The organism is Streptomyces iconiensis (assembly GCF_028657195.3).
Lineage (GTDB): Bacteria > Actinomycetota > Actinomycetes > Streptomycetales > Streptomycetaceae > Streptomyces > Streptomyces iconiensis.
The window spans coordinates 74,393-91,027 of sequence record NZ_JANCPR020000020.1 but is presented as its reverse complement, the minus strand read 5'-3'; the positions used below and the strand labels follow the sequence as shown (position 1 = coordinate 91,027).

Genomic DNA, 16,635 nt, shown 5'->3' with positions numbered 1-16,635 from the left:
CCGGCATCAGGGGGCGACCGGGCTCGGGGGGCGACCGGGGCTCGGGCCGACCGGTCTCAAGGAGCGAACCAGCGGTGCCCCGTGCGTCCGGGCCGGTGGGCGCCACGGTGCCTGTGCCCGCCTCGTCCGTCCGTCCGTCCGGGCACAGGCACAGCTACCGTTCGCCGCGCAGCTTCTCCAGCTCGCGGCGGTCGCGCTTGGTGGGGCGTCCCGCGCCCCGCTGCCTGTGGGCGACCAGCGGTACTTCCTCGCGGGGCGGGCGCGGCGGGCTCTTGTCGATGTAGCACTCAGCGGCGACGGGCGCTCCCACCCGCTTCTTGATCAGCCGCTTGACCACGACGATCCGCTCGTACCCGTCGCGCCGTACGCGCACCTCGTCGCCCTGCCGTACGGCGTGCGCCGCCTTCACGGTGGCCCCGTTGACCTTGACCCGGCCGCCGCGCGCGGCTGTCGCTGCCTCGGAACGGCTTTTCGTCAGCCGTACCGACCAGATCCAGCTGTCGATCCGCACCGGCTCCTCGTCCGCAGTCATGCGTCCGACTCTAGGCCAGAGACGGCGCCCTGCCGAGAGCGGCGGGCGAGGTCGCACGTCGCCCGCCGGGATGCTCCCGGACGGCGCACCGCTGCGGGACGGCACAGAATGCTCGTACATGAACGAACCGTCCTTCCCCACAGACGGCCGCGAGGCTTCCCCGGAGCGGGAGCCCGGCGGGGCCCGCAGCGACGAGTTCCTCCAGAAGCTCGACAGGCTGGCCCTGCGGTCGGTGGCGCGGGCCCGGCACAGGGTGCGCACGCGGGTCGGGGCCGGTTCGAAGACCAGGCAGGTGACCGCCCGTTCCAGGGCAGGTACCGCCGGGGGGAGCGTGCCGGAGGGGAACACGACCGAGGGTGCGGCCGGCGGCCCCTTCGCGTACGACGACTCCTCCGGAGCCGCGACGTCCCACGTCGCCGTGCTGCCCGGGCTCCCGCCCTGGATCGGTTCCGTGCTCGCCCTCATCCGCGGCAGCGCCAGCGTGCTGCGCCCGGAGTACGGGTCCGACGGCGCCGTGCGGGACTACACGGTCATGGGCGCCAACCACCTCGAACTGAGCGGCTCGGGCAACGACCCCCTCGACTTCCTCGGCCGCCCCCTCTCCGAGACCCGGCCGGGGGCCCGTACGAGCGGGATGTACGACCTCTACGCCGCGGCCCTCGCCAGGAACGGGCCCGTCGGCACCGACAGCATCGACTACTTCGACGTCGTCGACGGCACGCTCCGCCGCGCCAGGCTGCGCGGCACCGTGACCCCGCTGGCTGAAGAGGGGCTGCTGCTGACGAACTGGGAGCCCGTGGGCGAGAGCCGCATCGCCCGCCGCGCCCAGGAGAGCGCCCGGATCGGATGGGCCGAGTGGGACCTGGTCACCGGAAAGGTGCAGTGGTCCGAGGGCATGCGGGTGCTGCTCGGGCTCTCCGTTCCCCTGCCGGAGGAACTGGAGACGAGGGGAGGGACGAAGGGAGGCACGAAGGGGGGCACGGAGGTGCGCGGGGAGGGCGCCGCCGCCCCCGATACGTCCGCCACCGGCTCCGATGCCTCCGCCCCCCGAACGTCCGCCCCCGGCTCCGATGTCTCGTCCACCCCCGACACGTCCGCCACCGGTACCGGGGGAGGGCCCGACGCCGGTACGGAAGCGGTCGCCGATGCCATGGCCACCGGTGAGATGCCACCGACCGTGGCCTCCGCGCGGGACATCGGCGCCGATATGCGCACCATCGCGCGGATGATCGATCCGGCCGATCTGCCGCACTTCGAGGCCGACATGGAGCGGCTGCTGGCCGGTGAGGAGATCGCGGACCACGAGATGACCCTGCACGTCAAAGGTGAGGAGCGCCGTGTGCGCTGGATGGGGCACGCGCGCCCCACGGGCTCCGACACCCCGGAGAGCGTGCTCTTCGCCGCACGTGACATCACCGAGCAGGAGCGCCGGCTGCGCAGCGCGCTGAGCGACGCCGAGCGGCTGCGCCAGGAGGCGGCGGCCGAGCGCCGCGTCTCGGAGATCCTGCGTAAGGCCCTGACTCCGCCGCTGCCCGCCTTCACCCCGCCCTGGCTCTCGGTCGGCGCGGCGTATGTGCCGTCCGATTCCGGGATCGGCGGCGACTGGTACAAGTGCCGCGAACTGCCCGACGGGCGCGTGCTGGTGGCCGTCGGAGACGCCTCAGGGCACGGGGTCGACGCGGCCAGCAGGGCCGTACAGCAGCGCTCGGCGCTCGCCGGGCTCGCCTATACGGACGGCGACCCCGGACAGCTCACCAGGGAGCTGGGTGAAGTCGTCCACTCCGGCGACCTGGACACCACGGCGACCGCCGTCGTCGGCCACCTCGACCCGCGGACCCGCCTCTTCCGCTGGGCCAGTGCGGGCCACCCCTCGCCGATCCTCGTCAGGGACGGCGTGCCGTACGTCCTGGACGCCGAGCACGGGCTGCTGCTCGGCGTCATGCCCGAGGCGTCCTACCCCGTCAACACCACCCAGCTGGCCCCCGGTGACCTGCTGCTCCTCTACACGGACGGCGTCGTCGAACGCAGGGGGCACGACCTGGACACCGGGGTGCACGCGCTGCTGGAGGCGGTCGTCCGCTGCGCCTCGGGAGCCGACGCACGGGCGGCGACCGACTGCCTGATGTCCACGCTCCTCGGCCCTGGCGCCGAGGACGACGCGACGATCCTCGGCCTGCACGTCGCCTGGGGCTAGGTGCATTGCCCTCGTGCCGGGGGTGTGAGCCCTGTTTCGCGCGCCGGCTTCGCTCACTGCCCGTGAGTGCAGTCGGGGTCCGGGTTCCGCGCTACGCCGATGACGTCGTCGAGCCGGTCGCGTGCGGTGAGCAGGTCGGTGATCTTCTGCTCGATGAGCGCGCGTTCGGTCACCAACCGGTCCAGCAGGGCAGGGGGTTCCTCGCCCGAGTCCACACAGGGCAGTACCTGGCGGACGGTGGTGCTTGCCAGGCCCGCGGCGTACAGCTGTTGGATCAGCCGGACGCGTTCGACGGCGGAGTCGGGGTAGTGCCGCTGGCCGCCGGCGCTGCGGTCAGCGGGGAGCAGCCGCTGTTCTTCGTAGTAGCGCAGGGCTCTCACGCTCACCCCTGCCTGCTCGGCAACCTCGCCGATGCGCACCTGTCCTCCTTCGGCCGGGGAAGTTCCGGCTTGCCGAATTGCACCTCACGCCAACGTCAGGTTCTACGGTGGTGGGCGTCGGGTGAACACGTCATTTCGATACATAGGTGAGGCAGGACATTATGCGTGCAGCCCGCTTCCACGAGTACGGCAGCGTGGACAACCTGGTGACCGAGCAGGCCCCCGACCCGCACCCCGGATCCGGCGAGATCCGTGTCCGTGCCGCGGCGGCCGGCGTCAACCCCATCGACTGGAAGCTGCGTACCGGCGCCCTCCGCGAACTGCTTCCGCTGGAGCTGCCCGTCATTCCCGGGCGCGACGCCGCCGGTGTGGTCGACGAGATCGGTGACGGCGTGCAGGGAGTGAGCATCGGCGACCGTGTCTTCGGGCTGGGCGGTGTCACCGGCGCCACCGCTGAGCTGGTCACCCTCTCGGCCTGGGCCCACACTCCCGGCACGTGGAACGACGAGCAGGCAGCGGGCGCCGGCCTCGCGTCCGTGACCGCGATGGGCGGACTGAACGCGCTCGGCTCCCTCGCGGGGCGCACCCTTCTCGTCGAGGGCGCCGCCGGCGGCGTGGGCAGCGCGGCCGTCGAGATCGCCGTGGCGCGGGGTGCCACCGTGATCGGGACGGCCGGCGAACGCAACCACGCGTTCCTCACCTCCCTCGGCGCCGTGCCCACCACCTACGGCCCCGGTCTCGCCCAGCGGCTCTCCGCCCTGGCTCCGCATGGCGTCGACATCGCGCTCGACACCGCGGCCTCCGGCTCCCTGGACGACCTCGTCGCGATCACGGGCGACCCGGCGCGCGTCGCGACGGTCGCCGACCACGCGCGCGGGCAGCGCCTGGGCACGCACGTGGTCAACGCGGAGAACGACCCCGCTCTCCTGTCCGCAGCCGCTGAACTGGGCCGGCAAGGCCGCTACACACCCCGCATCGAACAGAGCTACCCCCTGGAGAAGTTCGCCGACGCCCACGCGCACGCCGAGCTCGGCCGCACACGCGGAAAGATCGTCGTCTCCATCTGAAGCGGGCGCACGCCCTGTGCGCGCTGCGGGCTGCGGGCTGCGCGGCACGGCGGCCGGTCGCCCGGCGTCAGCCGAGGCGCCTGGGGGTTTCCTCCAGGCCCGAGGCCATGAGGACGGCGCGTACCGTCTCCTGCTCGACCCTGTTGGCCAGCCGGGTCAGCGCGGCGGAGCCCCGGGTGAGGGTGCCGTTCCGCAGCGCTTCCCGCGCGCCCTCCTCCAGCAGCAGCCAGAGCGCGGGCGTCGCGGTGAGCACGCCCACGTCCAGTTCGAGGCGGGTGCCGGCGGTGTCGTGCAGGATCACGCGCCGTACGGCGCCGCCCGAGCCCTCGTCCCAGTGGAACGCCACGAGCCGGTCGGTCCTCACCCGCCGCTCGACCAGCACGCCCCGCGAGGCGATCCAGCCCCTGCCCGCCGTGATCCGGGGCGGCAGCAGCACCAGGCACAGGAGCAGCGCGAGGCCCGCCCACAGCGCGCAGCGTGGCCAGGTCAGCCGCCCGTAACCGGCGTCGACGGCGAGCAGCGTGCCCAGGACGACGGCGCCGCCCACGCCGACCCAGCGCACCTCGGTGACCCAGCGCGGGTCCTCCACGCGCTCACCACAGCGACTCCCGTACGAATGTTCCATACGTGCGACATTACGGACGCGAGCGGTCCGTGTCCCCTCGATAACGGCACGTTGACGACCTCCTCGCGCTTTCCGGCGCCCGGAACACGCGCTACCTCGGGTCGGGCTTGCCGCGCTCGTAGCGGCGGAGGCGGCGGTATCCGGTCAGCCGGCCCTCCTCGTCGAGGGTGATCTCGTAGGAGCCCAGCATGCTGGCGCTGTCCGGTACCCGGCGCAGCTCCACGACCTCGACGTGCAGCGTCCAGTCGCCGCCCTCTCCCCGTACGACCGAGGAAACGGTCTCGCTCTCCAGCCCGGTCAGCTCCTCGATCGACTCCCGCGCCGACCGCAGCACCTCGGCCGCTTCGGGGCTCGGCTTGTCCGTTCCGCGCTCCGGCATCCCGTCTCCTGTCGGTGGGCAGTGCGACGGGCGCCGAGTGCCCATTCCGTGCAGAGTGAACCCGGGGGCCCGTGGGTACCGGAGGAGACCCGGCACGACCGGAGAGAGCGGCCACGGTCGGGAGACCCGGCACGGGACACGACCGAGTGACCCGGTACGGGACATGACCGGGGGGACCCGGCAGGAGAGGAGAGGGAACCGCCATGACGTACGGAGAATTTCTGGCCGGAGTGCGGGAGCGCGGTGGCTACCCGGACCGTGAAGAGGCCCTGCGGGTCACCGAAGCCGTGGTCGTACTGCTCGGTACCAGGCTTCAGGAGAACTCGGCCCGCCACCTCGCCTCGCAGTTGCCCGCAGAACTGACCGAGGCGCTGACCCATGACAGCGGCGGGGCCTCGACCTGGAGCGAGGGCGAGTTCCTCACCCGGGTGGGCGAGGCGACAGGCGCGGAGAACGAGGCGGTCGCGCGCAAGCACGCCGAGGCCGTGTGCCACACCGTCAAGGACACCATCTCCGGCGGTGAACTCAACAAGCTGATCAGCCAGTTGCCCAGCGGATATGCCCCGCTGTTCGGATACCCGGAACTCACCTGAAGCGGTGTCCTCCGCCGGTTTCGCCCGCCGAACCAGGGCAACCCGGCCGCCGAGGAGGACACCATGCTGCTCTCAGGCATTCTGAGCGCCCTCGTGGTGGGGGCCGTCATCGGCACACTCGGAAGGCTCGTCGTCCCAGGACGTCAGCACATCGGAATCCTGGTCACGTTCCTCATCGGTCTCACGGCGGCGCTGCTCGGCGCCGCGCTCGCCCGCGGCATCGGCATCACCACGACGACAGCGTCGGGCTGGGCCCAGATCGCCGTACAGACCGCGCTCGCGGGCCTCGGCATCGCGGCGGCGGACCGTATCCGCACCCGCGTAGGGCCCACGACACACGAGTAACGCGTCACCAGCAAGGGGCAAGGGGCAAGGGGGGCTTCGGCACATGAGCAGAGCCAGATGAGGTGAGCAAGGCGGATGAGGCCGCGCGCCCACGCCTACGCGTGCCCACGTCCACGCACACCCGTGCGAGCCGCTACCTACGCGCAAGGACGAGTGGACCTGCGCATGGACCCTGCCCAGGTGACGACGTACGCGCAAGGCGAGTGGGACCTGCGCATGTGACGAGTGGACGTGCGTACGCGCAGGTGAAGGCGTACGCGCGCAGGCGTACGCACAGCGAGCGGATCCGGCATCCGGAACCATCCGGAACAGCGCCCGGCACGGTGCGTGAGCGGCGCGTGCCGTGCCGGGACGCAGGGCGTGCTTCTGCCCCGGGGCCTTCGCCCCGGGGCAGTGCGTTCTGGCCGGTGCCTCGGCGCTGCCGTCCCATGGATGTGGCCCCGTGCGGTATGGACGGTTCCGCGCGCGTGGCGCCGGCTCTTCGGGGCCGGCCGCCTCAGTCCTCGCCCCGGAAGATGTGGGCCTCGGGGTCGCTCGGGTCCGCGGAGCCGCGGGGACCGTAGCTCATCGGTCCGTCGCCCACGCCGGGGGACCCGGGAGCAGCGCTTCTCCGCCTTGTCTCCCTCATCGCGGGGCGCTGCGCGATGTCCTTCTCGCGGGGAGCGCTGTCTGTCTTCTGCACCTGCGTTCACCTCCACGTTCCGTGCGCGGGGCGCTGCCGTGGCACGCCCTGCCGGACGGGTAGCCATGACCTTTCCCCGCAAACGCCGCATGCCCGCACAGTGCCCGTTTGGTCCTCTTTCACCCCGGGTACCTCGGGTCTCCCTTCCTGGTCGCCGGGGACGGCAGGACGTACGGAGGAGCTATGGCGCACAAACAGGATGTCCTGGAGCTGCTCATGGACGATCACAGGGAGGCTGAACGCGTCTACGCCGCCTACGAGGCGACCCGCGATCTGGCACGCCGCCGCGCACTGGCCCAGCAGCTCGTCGCCTGGACCGTCCGCCATGTCGCGGCGCGCGAGGCCCATCTCCATCCGGCCCTCGTGCGCTCCCTGCCCGACGGGGAGCTGACCGTCGCCGCCTGGCCCGCGCGCCGCGCAGCCGTCGAGGCGACCGTGCGCGACATGGAGGCGGCCGACCCCACGACCGCGGCCTTCGACAACGCCGTGCAGGCGCTCATGGGGTGGATCCAGGGGCACATCACGGAGGAGGAGACCGAGACCTTCCCCCGCCTCCGTACGGCCCTCACCGCCCGCGAACGCTTCGACCTGGGGGCACGCGCCGAGCAGGCCAGGCGCCGCGCCCTCGACCCGGGACCCGGCGTCCTCGACAGGCTCCGCGCCTGGCTGACCCGGGGCTGACCCGGGCTGACGAGGCACGGACGGAGCGTGGGCTGAGCCCTGGCCGGCGCGGGGTCGAGTGTCGTACCCCCTGGCCCGGGGTCGGCGCGGGGCCGGCTGCCGTGCACCGGGCCGGGCTGTCGTGCACCGGGCCGGCGCGGGGCCGAGCCGTCGTACACCCTGGCCCGGGCCCCGTCAATCCCGGTCACGCGCCGTGTGTTTGCCCCGACTCCTGTGGGCTACCCGGCCACCCTGGCCATCCCGGGTGGCCGACAACGCGCCCTTCACAGCCGTGAGTTGCATGGAAGCGGCGCGGAGCCATCACTCAGTTCACGGTGGCCGAGCCCGTCGCCGCACGACGGAGCCCGGCCCTGTCCGAGCTGCCACGACCAGAAAGCGAAGGAGGCCCTGCCTCATGACTGTCGCTCCGGCACAGCAGCAAGGCGGCGGCACCGGCAATCTGTACGACGTGCTGGAACTTGTCCTCGACCGAGGACTCGTGATCGACGTGTTCGTGCGCGTCTCGCTCGTCGGCATCGAAATCCTCAAGATCGACATCCGGGTCGTCGTCGCGAGCGTCGACACCTATCTCCGGTTCGCCGAGGCGTGCAACCGCCTCGACCTGGAGGCCGGCCCGAAGAAGAGCACCGGCCTCCCCGAACTGGTCGGCGACATGTCCGAGTCCGGCGCACGCGGCAAGACCAAGGGCGCGCTCACCGGCGCGGCACAGACCGTGTCCGACGCCTACCAGCAGGCCCGCGACGAGAGCAAGCGGGAAGAAGAGGCGGCACCGCGCAAGCGCACCGCCTCGCGCCGTAAGGAGGAGCGGGAGTGAGTACCTACGTCTACGGCATCGCCCGGGTCCCCGTGCCCTCCCTCCCGGAGGACCTCACCGGCGTCGGCGACCCGCCGCGCCCGGTGCGGGTTCTGGAACAGGGCGACCTGTTCGCCGTCGTGAGTGAGGCGCCCGAGAACCTCACCCCCAAGCGCAGGGAACTCCTCGCGCACCAGCGGGTGCTGTCAGAGGCCGGCGCCACCAAGACGGTGCTGCCCATGCGCTTCGGCAGCGTCTCCGACGACGACGAGACCGTCACGGGGGTGCTCGCCGACCGCGCCGCGCACTTCCTTGAGCGGCTCGACGCGCTGGAGGGCATGGTCGAGTACAACATCAAGGCCACCCACGAGGAGGAGGCCGTCCTGCACCGCGTGATGGCCGACCAGCCCGAGCTGCGCGCCGCCAGCGAGGCCAACCGCGCTGCGGGAGGCGGCAGTTACGAGGAGCGGCTGCGGCTCGGCGAGATGGTCGCGTCCGCCGTACAGGCCCGCGAGGCCGTCGACGCCGACACCGTACGCAGGACACTGGCGCCGCTGGCGCACGACGTCAGCGAGGGCCCCGAGAGCATGGGGTGGCTGGCCAACTTCTCCTTCCTCGTCGACCACGACACGGTGGCCGACTTCGCCGCGGCCGTCGAGGACCTGCGCATGGCGGAACCGCAGCTGGAACTGCGGCTGAGCGGGCCCCTGCCGCCCTACAGCTTCGTCGACAAGACCGGCGCCGGGGCGGGAGTGGGAGCCGACGCCGGTGTCCGGGCCGAGTGACCCGGTATGGGGCTGATCAGCGAACTGCTGCTGCTCCCCGCCGCACCCTTCCGCGGCACCGCCTGGGTGCTGCGGCAGGTGCGGGACGAGGCGGAGCGGCAGTACAGAGACCCGTCCGTCGTCCAGCGCGAACTCGCCGACCTGGAGAAGCAGTTGCTGGCCGGTGAGATCGACGACGACGAATTCGACCGGCGCGAGGACGAGTTGCTCGCCCGGCTGGAGAACAGGAACCCCACATGAACCACAAGCTGACGACGGCGCTCGCCGTCGGCGGGGGATACGTCCTCGGCAGGACGAAGAAGGCGAAGCTCGCCTTTGCCGTCGCCACGATGGTGACGGGCAAGAGGCTGAAGCTCGGCCCGCAGTCCGTCGCCGCCTTCGCCTCCGAACAGCTGGCGAAGAACCCGCAGTTCAAGGAGGTCGGCGACCAGCTGCGCGAAGACCTGCGCGGCATGGGGAAGGCCGCGACGGGCGCGCTGGTCAACCGCCAGGTCAACGCGCTGGCCGACCGCCTGCACGACCGTACGGAGCACGTGCGTGACCAGATCTCGGGCGTCGCGGACACGGCGCAGGACACCGCGAAGGAGACCGCTTCCACGGCCAAGGACGCGGCGTCCGCCACCGGGGAGACCGCGAAGAGCGTCACCTCAGGAGGAGCAGGCCGTAAGAGCGCGGGCAAGGCCAAGAAGGCGCTCTCCAGTGCCCGTAAGCCGTCGGCGCGTACGTCCTCACGGACCGACTCCACAGCGTCGGGCACCACCAAGCGCCCCGCCAGGAAGGCGTCCGAGAACAAGGCGCCGGCTACGAAGGCGTCCACGAAGGCGTCCACGAAGAAGACGGCCGCCAAGAAGGCGCCCGCGAACAAGGCGTCCGCGAACAAGGCTCCTGCCAAGGGTGCGGCGGGCTCGAAGTCCTCGGGAACCGCAGGCTCGTCGGGGCCCTCTCGATCCTCGGGGTCCTCCGGGTCCTCGAAGAACTCGGCGTCCCCGAAGAACTCGGGGACGAAGTCCTCGGCGGGTGAGAAGAAGCAGGGCGCGCAGAAGGCGTCGGGCGCGAAGGGAGGCCGGAGCCGTGGCTGACACCTCGAAAGCGGGGAACGGCGCCGGCAAGGTCATGGGCGCCGTCGACCCCGCGACTGCCGACCGCCTCAAGTCGGCCGCCGCCCAACTGGCGGCGGCCGAGGCCGAGCGCGTCCTGATGGGTCTCGGCCGCAGGCTGGGCCGGACCACGGGCATGCTCAACGACGTGGCCGAGGGCCGCAGCCCCGGATTCGCGCGGCTCGCCCTGGAGAGCGGACGCAAGGTGGTCGAGGGCAAGGGGCCCGTACGCGGCGCACTGGAGGCAGGCGCTTCGCAGCTCAAGGAGAAGGCCGTCGAGGGCGTCAAGGGCGCCCTGGACAAGGGCGGCAAGCGCAAGAAGGGCGGCGGCCGGAAGCCGGTCGTCATCCTGGAGCACGTCGATGTGGGCGTGCCCGTGCGTGACGCGTACGACCAGTGGACGCAGTACCAGGACTTCAGCTCCTTCGCCAAGGGCGTCACGGATGTGACGACCGCGGACGACACCACGTCGGACTGGAAGCTCAAGGTCCTCTGGTCGAACAGGAGCTGGCAGGCGACGACCACGGAACAGGTTCCCGACCAGCGGATCTCCTGGACCTCTCAGGGCGCCAAGGGCACCACCAAGGGCGTGGTCACGTTCCACGAACTCACCGGGAACCTGACCCGGGTCGTGCTGGTCATGGAGTACTACCCCAAGGGTCTCTTCGAGAAGACCGGCAACATCTGGCGCGCTCAGGGCCGCAGGGCCCGCCTCGACCTGAAGCACTACGCCCGCCACATCTCCCTGAAGGGCGAGGCGGACGAGGGCTGGCGCGGCGAGATCCGCGACGGCGAGGTCGTCGTCCCCCACGAGGACGCCGTGGCGGAGGAAGAGGAGGAACGGGGCGGGTCCGAGTCCCCACACGGGTCCCAGGAGTCCGAAGAGTTCGGGGAACCCGAGGAGTTCGGGGAATCCGCGAACGGTGAGGACGCGTACGCCGAGGACGAGTCCGAGGCCGAGTCCGAGCCGGAGGAAGCGGAGGACGACGAGGAGGACGAAGAGACCGAGGACGCCGAAGAGATCGAGGACTCCGAGGACGCCGAGGAAGGCGCGTACGACGAGGCGGGGGAGCCGGTCGAGGAGTACGCGGAAGCCGGTGAGCGCCGGTGACCACTCCCAGCAGGCTCCCGCAGCGGTACGAGAGCGACGGCGGCTCCAACCTCGCCGACATCCTCGAACGCGTCCTCGACAAGGGCGTCGTGATCGCGGGTGACATCCGCATCAACCTGCTCGACATCGAACTGCTCACGATCAAACTCCGGTTGATCGTCGCCTCCGTCGACAAGGCCAAGGAGATGGGCATCGACTGGTGGGAGACCGATCCGGCGCTGAGTTCGAGCGCGCGAAAGGGCCAGCTCACGGAGGAGAACAAGCGGTTGCGCCACCGCATCGAGGAACTGGAAGGGAGCCGCGGTGAAGAGCGACGCTGAACTCCGCTACGTGTACGCGGTCACGGCGCCCTTCCCCACGGCACTGGCCGGGGACCTGCGGGGCGTGGGGGACACCGTCCCCCGCACCCTGCGCCACGGCGACCTGGTCGCCGTCCTCAGCGACGTGCCCGGGGACGACTTCGGCGAAGAGCCGCTGCGCGCTCACCTGGAGGACCTGGACTGGGTCTCCGCCACGGCGCGCGCACACCAGGCCGTCGTGGACGCGCTCACCGCCGTCACCTGCCCGCTGCCGCTGCGGCTCGCGACCCTCTACCGCGACGACGAGGGCGTGCGCCGCGCGCTGGAGGCGGGGCACGCGGAGTTCACGGAGACGCTGGCGCGGCTGGACGGCCGGGTCGAGTGGGGCGTGAAGGTCTACGCCGAGCAGCCGGCCCCGCAGCCCGCAGAACCGGCACGCCCCGCGCCCACCAGCGGGCGCGACTACCTGCGCAGCCGCAGGCGTGCCGTCACCGCGCGCGAGAACGTCCTGGAGGAGGCCGAACAGCTCGGCAGGGCCCTGCACGCCGCCCTGTCCGGTTACGCGGAGGACATCAGGATCTATCCGGCGCAGAACCCCAAGCTCTCGCGGATCCCGGGCCAGAACCTGCTGAACGCCGCGTATCTCGTACCGCGCGACACCTCAGAGGACTTCGTCGCGCGCCTCGATCAGCTCGCCGGACACGACCCGAACATCCGCGTGGAACTGACGGGCCCCTGGGCGCCGTACTCCTTCGCCGCGGCGGAACGCGCCACGGAGTCCCGGTGAACGGCGCCCTGCCGGAACCGGGACCGGGGGCGGAGGCAGGACCGGAGGCGGAGGCGGAGCCGCAGCCGGGAACGTGGCCCGAGCCGTACGCGCCGCGCGCCCGTGACGGCACCTACCAGCCGATGGCGCGGCGCGAGGTCTCCCTCGTCGATCTGCTCGACAGGGTGGTCGGTGCCGGGGTCGTGGTGACCGGCAGCCTCACCCTCTCGATCGCCGATGTCGATCTCGTTCGAGTGGATCTGCGCGCCCTGATCAGCTCCGTCAACGAGAACGTACCGTCCCCCTGGGAGGGAGGGCAGCCGCTGTGACGCGCCGCCTCGACTTCGACCCGGACACCCTGGAACGCGATCTGGCAGCACTGGTACTGACCGTCGTCGAACTGCTGAGACAGCTCATGGAACGGCAGGCCCTGCGCAGGGTCGAGGTCGGGGACCTCAGCGAGGAGGAGGAAGAGCGGATCGGCATGACGCTCATGCTGCTGGAGGACCGCATGGAACTCCTGCGTGAGCGCTTCGGACTGACGCCCGAGGACCTGAACCTGGACCTCGGACCGCTGGGTCCGCTGCTCCCCACCGACGGCCAGGGCTGACTCTCCGGCGTATCCTCGCGACCCGTCGTAGCAGGTCCGAGGCGCATTGGAAGGGGCAGTCCGTCATGCCGGACGCGTTCTACTCCCACATGGGGCAGGGGTGGCCCCAACTGGCCGACCTGGCACTCGCGTTCGTTCTCACGTCGCTCATAGGGCTGGAGCGGCGTGCGAAGCGGAAGAGCGCGGGGCTGCGCACGCACACGGTCGTGGGGCTGGGCGCCGCGCTGTTCATGCTCGTCAGCAAGTACGGCTTCACCGACCTGATCGGCCTCTCGGACGTCGCCTTCGACCCGTCCCGGGTGGCGGCGCAGGTCGTCTCCGGGGTCGGGTTCCTGGGCGGCGGCGTCATCTTCGTGCGCCGCGACATCGTGCGCGGGCTGACCACGGCGGCCATCGTCTGGGTCTCGGCCGCCGTCGGCATGGCTTGCGGCGCTGGACTGCCGCTGCTGGCCGTCGCCGTGGTGGCACTGCACTTCCTGGCCGTATGGGGCTTCACCAAGCTCGGCGACCACCTGCCCGACGGGGAGCCGACCCGGCTGCTGCTGTCCTACGAGGACGGCCGAGGGGTGCTGCGCGCAGCGCTCGCCCTGTGCACGGAGCACGGTTTCGCGGTCGCGGAGACGGACTCCGCGAGCACACAGGAGCCCCAGTCGGGCCGTACACAGCTCACTCTGGGCCTCTCAGGGCGCGGTTCCATCCCCGAGCTGGTGGCGGAACTGGGCGACATCCCCGGAATGATCGCCGTGAACGGGCGCGAGGGGTTTTCCGGGCACGAGGCGGGAAACCCCGAAGGGCGACACCCGTGATCCAAGGGGTCGACACCCGCGATCCAAGGGGTAGAGCACATGGACACATATCTCGCGCAGACCGCGCTGGAGCAGGCCGTCGAGCGCGATCATCTGGTCGGCATCTTCCCGCTCGTCGTGGGGCTCGTCGTCGTCGGAGTGCTGATCGCGGCGGTGTGGCTGGGCATACGTGTCCGCAGGCGCGAGCCGCCGGTCCCGCCTCCCGAGGAGCAGCCGAAGCTGCCCGACGAGGGGCCCGTCGACGAGATCATGGAGAACAGGGAGCCGGACGAGCTGCCGCAGGACGGCGTACGGCGGCTCCCGCACGTGGGCGTGCACGACAACGCCGACCGTGACAAGCACCCCGGGGAGCCGGCCGAGCACGGCAAGTGGACTCCGGGCAAGAGCGGCTCGTTCGGCAGCGGCGGCCCGGGCTGACCGCACCGCCGCCGCCCGCTCACCTCTCGCGGGCCGCGTCCTGCCCCCGGGCCCGTTCCCGCAGGTGGGGGAGTACGGGATCGACGGGGCGGCCCGGCACCAGCGCGCCGCGCGCGACGAAGCCCTCGGGCCTGCCCGACAGCTCGGACACGAGCCGGGCACGCCACCGCTCGACCCGGTGCGCCGCGGCCGGGTCCCGGGCGAGATCGGTCAGTTCGCCGGGGTCCTCAGCCAGGTCGAAGAGCTGTTCCGTGCCGCTGCCCGACATCCACACGTACTTCTCGCGTCCGTCGGTCAGCCACTGCAGGGACTGCCCGAGCAGCACGTGTTCGCCGTGCAGCCACTCACGTACGCGGGGTGACTCACCCCGCGCGGCCGGAAGCAGGCTGTGCCCGTCCAGGCCCTCGGGAACGGGAACTCCGGCGGCGTCCAGCAGCGTCGGCATCACATCGCGCAGCTCGGCGACCGTGTCGCACACCGTGTCCGCCGGCACACCGGGGCCCGCCAGCAGGAGCGGCACCCGCGCCGAACCCTCGTACGGGTAGCCCTTGCGCCACAGTCCGTGTTCGCCGAGCATCTCGCCGTGGTCCGAGACGAAGGCGACCACCGTCTCCCTCGCGGCCCCGGCGGCCCCCGCGCTTGCCCCAGGTTCGGGCCCTGGTCCTGGCCCGAACTCGGCGAGCGTCTGGAGGAACCTGTTGATCTGCTGGTCCAGGTGGGCCATGTGCCCGTAGTAGCCGGCGCGTGCCCGGTGCCAGGTGACCGGGTCCATCCGGCCGACGAACGCGTCGTCGAGCCCGTCGCGCCGCCACGGTGCGTAGTCCTCGGCCAAGTCGCCGATCGGCGGCTCTCCCGGGGGAGCGGCGAGGTACTGGTCGAAGGCCCAGGCGGGCGGGTCGTAGGGCGGGTGGGGGCGGTGGTAGGAGAGGAACAGGAAGAACGGCGCCTGGGGATCGCGCCGGTAGAGGAAGTCGATGGCGCGGCTGGTGGCCCAGTTGGTCGGGTGCAGCCGCTCGGCCTTGTCCCAGGGGCGTGCCACGCACGAGTTGCAGTCCAGCCCGTGATCCGCGTAATCGGCGGCGGCGCCCGCGCCCTCCTGCTCGGAGAGCCAGGCGAGGTAGTCGTCGTAGAGCCGGGGGTCGCGGGTGCGGTCGCGGCTGAAGTGCAGGTACCCGTCGTGGAGTTCGACGTCGTCGAAGCCGAGGCGTGCCCGCTCGGGGTGGACGTGCATCTTGCCGACGCACTTTGTCTGGTAGCCCGCGTCACCGAAGGCGCCGGCCAGCGTCGTGTCGTACGTCCACGGCACCCCGTCCTCGTACCCGACGCGGCCGTGCCCGGTCTGCGACAGCCCGGTGTGCAGCGCGGCGCGGGCCGGTACACAGGTCGGTGTCGCGGAGTAGGCGGAGCTGAACCGGGTGCCGCGTGCGGCGAACGCGTCCAGATACGGGGTACGCACCACAGGGTGGCCGGCGGCCGAGAGGCAGTCGCCGCGCCACTGGTCGACGCAGATCAGCACGACGTTGGGGGAGGGCTGCGCGGGCCCGGTCACTTGCCGATCCCCAGGGTCATGCCGGTGATGATCCGCCGGGACAGCCAGCCGTACATGATCAGCATCGGTGCCACGATCAGACAGAGCCCCGCGAACATCCCGCCCCAGTCGGCGCCCTTGTACTGCTGCTCGCCGATGAAGCGGGCCAGGACGAGCGGGAGTGTGAAGTTGTCGTTGCTCTGCATCAGGGACAGCGCGAAGAGCGTCTCGTTCCAGTTGTTGATGAGCTGGAGGATGAAGGCGGTGATCAGCCCGGAGCGGGCCAGTGGCAGCACGATCTGCCAGAACGTCCGCGCGGGCGAGGCGCCGTCCAGCGCCGCCGCCTCCTCCAGTTCGCCCGGCAGCCCGCGGAAGAACCCGGTGAGCAGGAAGACGGTGAACGGCATCGCGATGCCGACGTAGACGAGGAAGAGGCCGGGCAGCGAGTCCACCAGGTCGACCTCGGTCAGCATGAAGAACACGGGGATCAGCAGCACCTGTCCCGGCACGCCGAGCCCCAGCACGAACAGCATCGTCAGCGGCCCCGCGAGCCGGTTCAGCCGGCGGCTGAGCGCGTAGGCGGCGGGCGCTGCCAGCACCACGGAGACCAGCGCGGCCGAGCCGCTGACCAGCACGCTGTTGAAGGCGGCCCGGCCGAATCCCGAGTCGAACGCCGTCGTGTAGTTGGACAGCTTGAACGGGTCGGGCAGCGACCACGGTTCGGCGAAGATCGCGCGGGAGTCGCGCAGCGAGGTCAGCAGCATCCATACGAGCAGCCCCAGGCTGAGCGCGACGAACAGCCAGATCAGCCCGATGCCGACCGTGCGCACCGGGCTCACCCGCGCGCGCTCGGCCCGGGAACGCCTGGGCGCGGCCTGCCCGGGCTGCGGCACGTGCGCCGGCGGGGTCGCCGGGTCGGCGGTCGCGGGGGTCATGGGGGTCACG

The 16,635-nt window shown here is 71.6% G+C and carries 23 protein-coding genes; 16 read left to right on the top strand and 7 right to left on the bottom strand.

Going from position 1 to position 16,635, the window contains the following annotated elements; translation table 11 throughout:
* Positions 1-154 precede the first annotated feature (154 nt).
* Positions 155-532, bottom strand: a complete 378-nt coding sequence (locus NMN56_RS20940) for an RNA-binding S4 domain-containing protein (protein ID WP_274046529.1) — start codon at positions 530-532, stop codon at positions 155-157.
* A gap of 118 nt (positions 533-650) precedes the next feature.
* Here NMN56_RS20940 and NMN56_RS20935 point away from each other — a divergent pair, with 118 nt between their 5' ends.
* A complete protein-coding gene (locus NMN56_RS20935) occupies positions 651-2,726 on the top strand; it encodes a PP2C family protein-serine/threonine phosphatase (protein WP_274046530.1) in 2,076 nt (691 codons plus the stop codon).
* A gap of 53 nt (positions 2,727-2,779) precedes the next feature.
* Here NMN56_RS20935 and NMN56_RS20930 read toward each other — a convergent pair whose 3' ends face one another.
* Positions 2,780-3,145, bottom strand: coding sequence for a MerR family transcriptional regulator (locus NMN56_RS20930; protein WP_274046531.1), 366 nt, complete (start codon positions 3,143-3,145; stop codon positions 2,780-2,782).
* A gap of 122 nt (positions 3,146-3,267) precedes the next feature.
* On the opposite strand from NMN56_RS20930, the gene NMN56_RS20925 reads away from it, so the two are divergent.
* A complete protein-coding gene (locus NMN56_RS20925) occupies positions 3,268-4,173 on the top strand; it encodes an NADP-dependent oxidoreductase (RefSeq protein WP_274046624.1) in 906 nt (301 codons plus the stop codon).
* 67 nt (positions 4,174-4,240) lie between these two features.
* On the opposite strand, the gene NMN56_RS20920 is transcribed toward NMN56_RS20925, so the two are convergent.
* Both NMN56_RS20920 and NMN56_RS20915 read right to left on the bottom strand, forming a co-directional pair.
* Positions 4,241-4,798: a hypothetical protein gene (locus tag NMN56_RS20920; RefSeq protein ID WP_274046532.1), complete on the bottom strand. Its 558-nt coding sequence runs from the start codon at positions 4,796-4,798 to the stop codon at positions 4,241-4,243.
* A 91-nt stretch (positions 4,799-4,889) separates the two neighbouring features.
* Positions 4,890-5,177 (bottom strand): gas vesicle protein GvpO, encoded by a 288-nt coding sequence (locus NMN56_RS20915; protein WP_274046533.1) that lies wholly within the window; start codon positions 5,175-5,177, stop codon positions 4,890-4,892.
* Between the two features lie 203 nt (positions 5,178-5,380).
* On the opposite strand from NMN56_RS20915, the gene NMN56_RS20910 reads away from it, so the two are divergent.
* Positions 5,381-5,770 (top strand): DUF2267 domain-containing protein, encoded by a 390-nt coding sequence (locus tag NMN56_RS20910; RefSeq protein ID WP_274046534.1) that lies wholly within the window; start codon positions 5,381-5,383, stop codon positions 5,768-5,770.
* A 63-nt stretch (positions 5,771-5,833) separates the two neighbouring features.
* Entirely contained in the window at positions 5,834-6,115 is a 282-nt protein-coding gene (locus NMN56_RS20905) for a GlsB/YeaQ/YmgE family stress response membrane protein (protein WP_274046535.1), read from the top strand.
* Between the two features lie 496 nt (positions 6,116-6,611).
* Here NMN56_RS20905 and NMN56_RS20900 read toward each other — a convergent pair whose 3' ends face one another.
* A complete protein-coding gene (locus NMN56_RS20900) occupies positions 6,612-6,797 on the bottom strand; it encodes a hypothetical protein (protein ID WP_274046536.1) in 186 nt (61 codons plus the stop codon).
* Between the two features lie 183 nt (positions 6,798-6,980).
* On the opposite strand from NMN56_RS20900, the gene NMN56_RS20895 reads away from it, so the two are divergent.
* From NMN56_RS20895 to NMN56_RS20840, 12 genes are all read left to right on the top strand, one after another.
* Entirely contained in the window at positions 6,981-7,478 is a 498-nt protein-coding gene (locus tag NMN56_RS20895) for a hemerythrin domain-containing protein (RefSeq protein ID WP_274046537.1), read from the top strand.
* A gap of 394 nt (positions 7,479-7,872) precedes the next feature.
* Positions 7,873-8,292 (top strand): gas vesicle structural protein GvpA, encoded by a 420-nt coding sequence (locus tag NMN56_RS20890; RefSeq protein WP_274046538.1) that lies wholly within the window; start codon positions 7,873-7,875, stop codon positions 8,290-8,292.
* Complete coding sequence (locus tag NMN56_RS20885) at positions 8,289-9,056, top strand: GvpL/GvpF family gas vesicle protein (protein WP_274046539.1); 768 nt, start codon at positions 8,289-8,291, stop codon at positions 9,054-9,056. Before NMN56_RS20890 ends, NMN56_RS20885 begins: the two co-directional genes overlap by 4 nt.
* A gap of 6 nt (positions 9,057-9,062) precedes the next feature.
* Positions 9,063-9,296, top strand: coding sequence for a gas vesicle protein GvpG (locus NMN56_RS20880; protein WP_274046540.1), 234 nt, complete (start codon positions 9,063-9,065; stop codon positions 9,294-9,296).
* Positions 9,293-10,135 (top strand): hypothetical protein, encoded by an 843-nt coding sequence (locus tag NMN56_RS20875; RefSeq protein ID WP_274046541.1) that lies wholly within the window; start codon positions 9,293-9,295, stop codon positions 10,133-10,135. The genes NMN56_RS20880 and NMN56_RS20875 overlap by 4 nt, the downstream gene beginning before the upstream one ends.
* A gap of 34 nt (positions 10,136-10,169) precedes the next feature.
* Complete coding sequence (locus NMN56_RS20870; protein ID WP_274046625.1) at positions 10,170-11,264, top strand: SRPBCC family protein; 1,095 nt, start codon at positions 10,170-10,172, stop codon at positions 11,262-11,264.
* On the top strand, positions 11,261-11,584 hold the full coding sequence (locus tag NMN56_RS20865) for a gas vesicle protein (RefSeq protein WP_274046542.1): 324 nt from the start codon (positions 11,261-11,263) through the stop codon (positions 11,582-11,584). Before NMN56_RS20870 ends, NMN56_RS20865 begins: the two co-directional genes overlap by 4 nt.
* Positions 11,568-12,350, top strand: a complete 783-nt coding sequence (locus tag NMN56_RS20860) for a GvpL/GvpF family gas vesicle protein (RefSeq protein ID WP_274046543.1) — start codon at positions 11,568-11,570, stop codon at positions 12,348-12,350. The genes NMN56_RS20865 and NMN56_RS20860 overlap by 17 nt, the downstream gene beginning before the upstream one ends.
* Positions 12,351-12,472: 122 nt before the next feature.
* On the top strand, positions 12,473-12,658 hold the full coding sequence (gvpJ, locus tag NMN56_RS20855) for a gas vesicle protein GvpJ (protein ID WP_274046626.1): 186 nt from the start codon (positions 12,473-12,475) through the stop codon (positions 12,656-12,658).
* On the top strand, positions 12,655-12,939 hold the full coding sequence (locus tag NMN56_RS20850) for a gas vesicle protein K (RefSeq protein ID WP_274046544.1): 285 nt from the start codon (positions 12,655-12,657) through the stop codon (positions 12,937-12,939). The genes gvpJ and NMN56_RS20850 overlap by 4 nt, the downstream gene beginning before the upstream one ends.
* 65 nt (positions 12,940-13,004) lie before the next feature.
* Positions 13,005-13,745: an MgtC/SapB family protein gene (locus NMN56_RS20845; protein WP_274046545.1), complete on the top strand. Its 741-nt coding sequence runs from the start codon at positions 13,005-13,007 to the stop codon at positions 13,743-13,745.
* Positions 13,746-13,784: 39 nt separating this feature from the next.
* On the top strand, positions 13,785-14,162 hold the full coding sequence (locus NMN56_RS20840) for a DUF6479 family protein (protein ID WP_274046546.1): 378 nt from the start codon (positions 13,785-13,787) through the stop codon (positions 14,160-14,162).
* 19 nt (positions 14,163-14,181) lie between these two features.
* Here the strand turns inward: NMN56_RS20840 and NMN56_RS20835 are convergent, their stop codons facing one another.
* Positions 14,182-15,711, bottom strand: coding sequence for an arylsulfatase (locus NMN56_RS20835; RefSeq protein WP_283742499.1), 1,530 nt, complete (start codon positions 15,709-15,711; stop codon positions 14,182-14,184).
* Positions 15,708-16,625, bottom strand: a complete 918-nt coding sequence (locus NMN56_RS20830; protein WP_274046627.1) for a carbohydrate ABC transporter permease — start codon at positions 16,623-16,625, stop codon at positions 15,708-15,710. Before NMN56_RS20830 ends, NMN56_RS20835 begins: the two co-directional genes overlap by 4 nt.
* Positions 16,626-16,635: the final 10 nt, after the last annotated feature.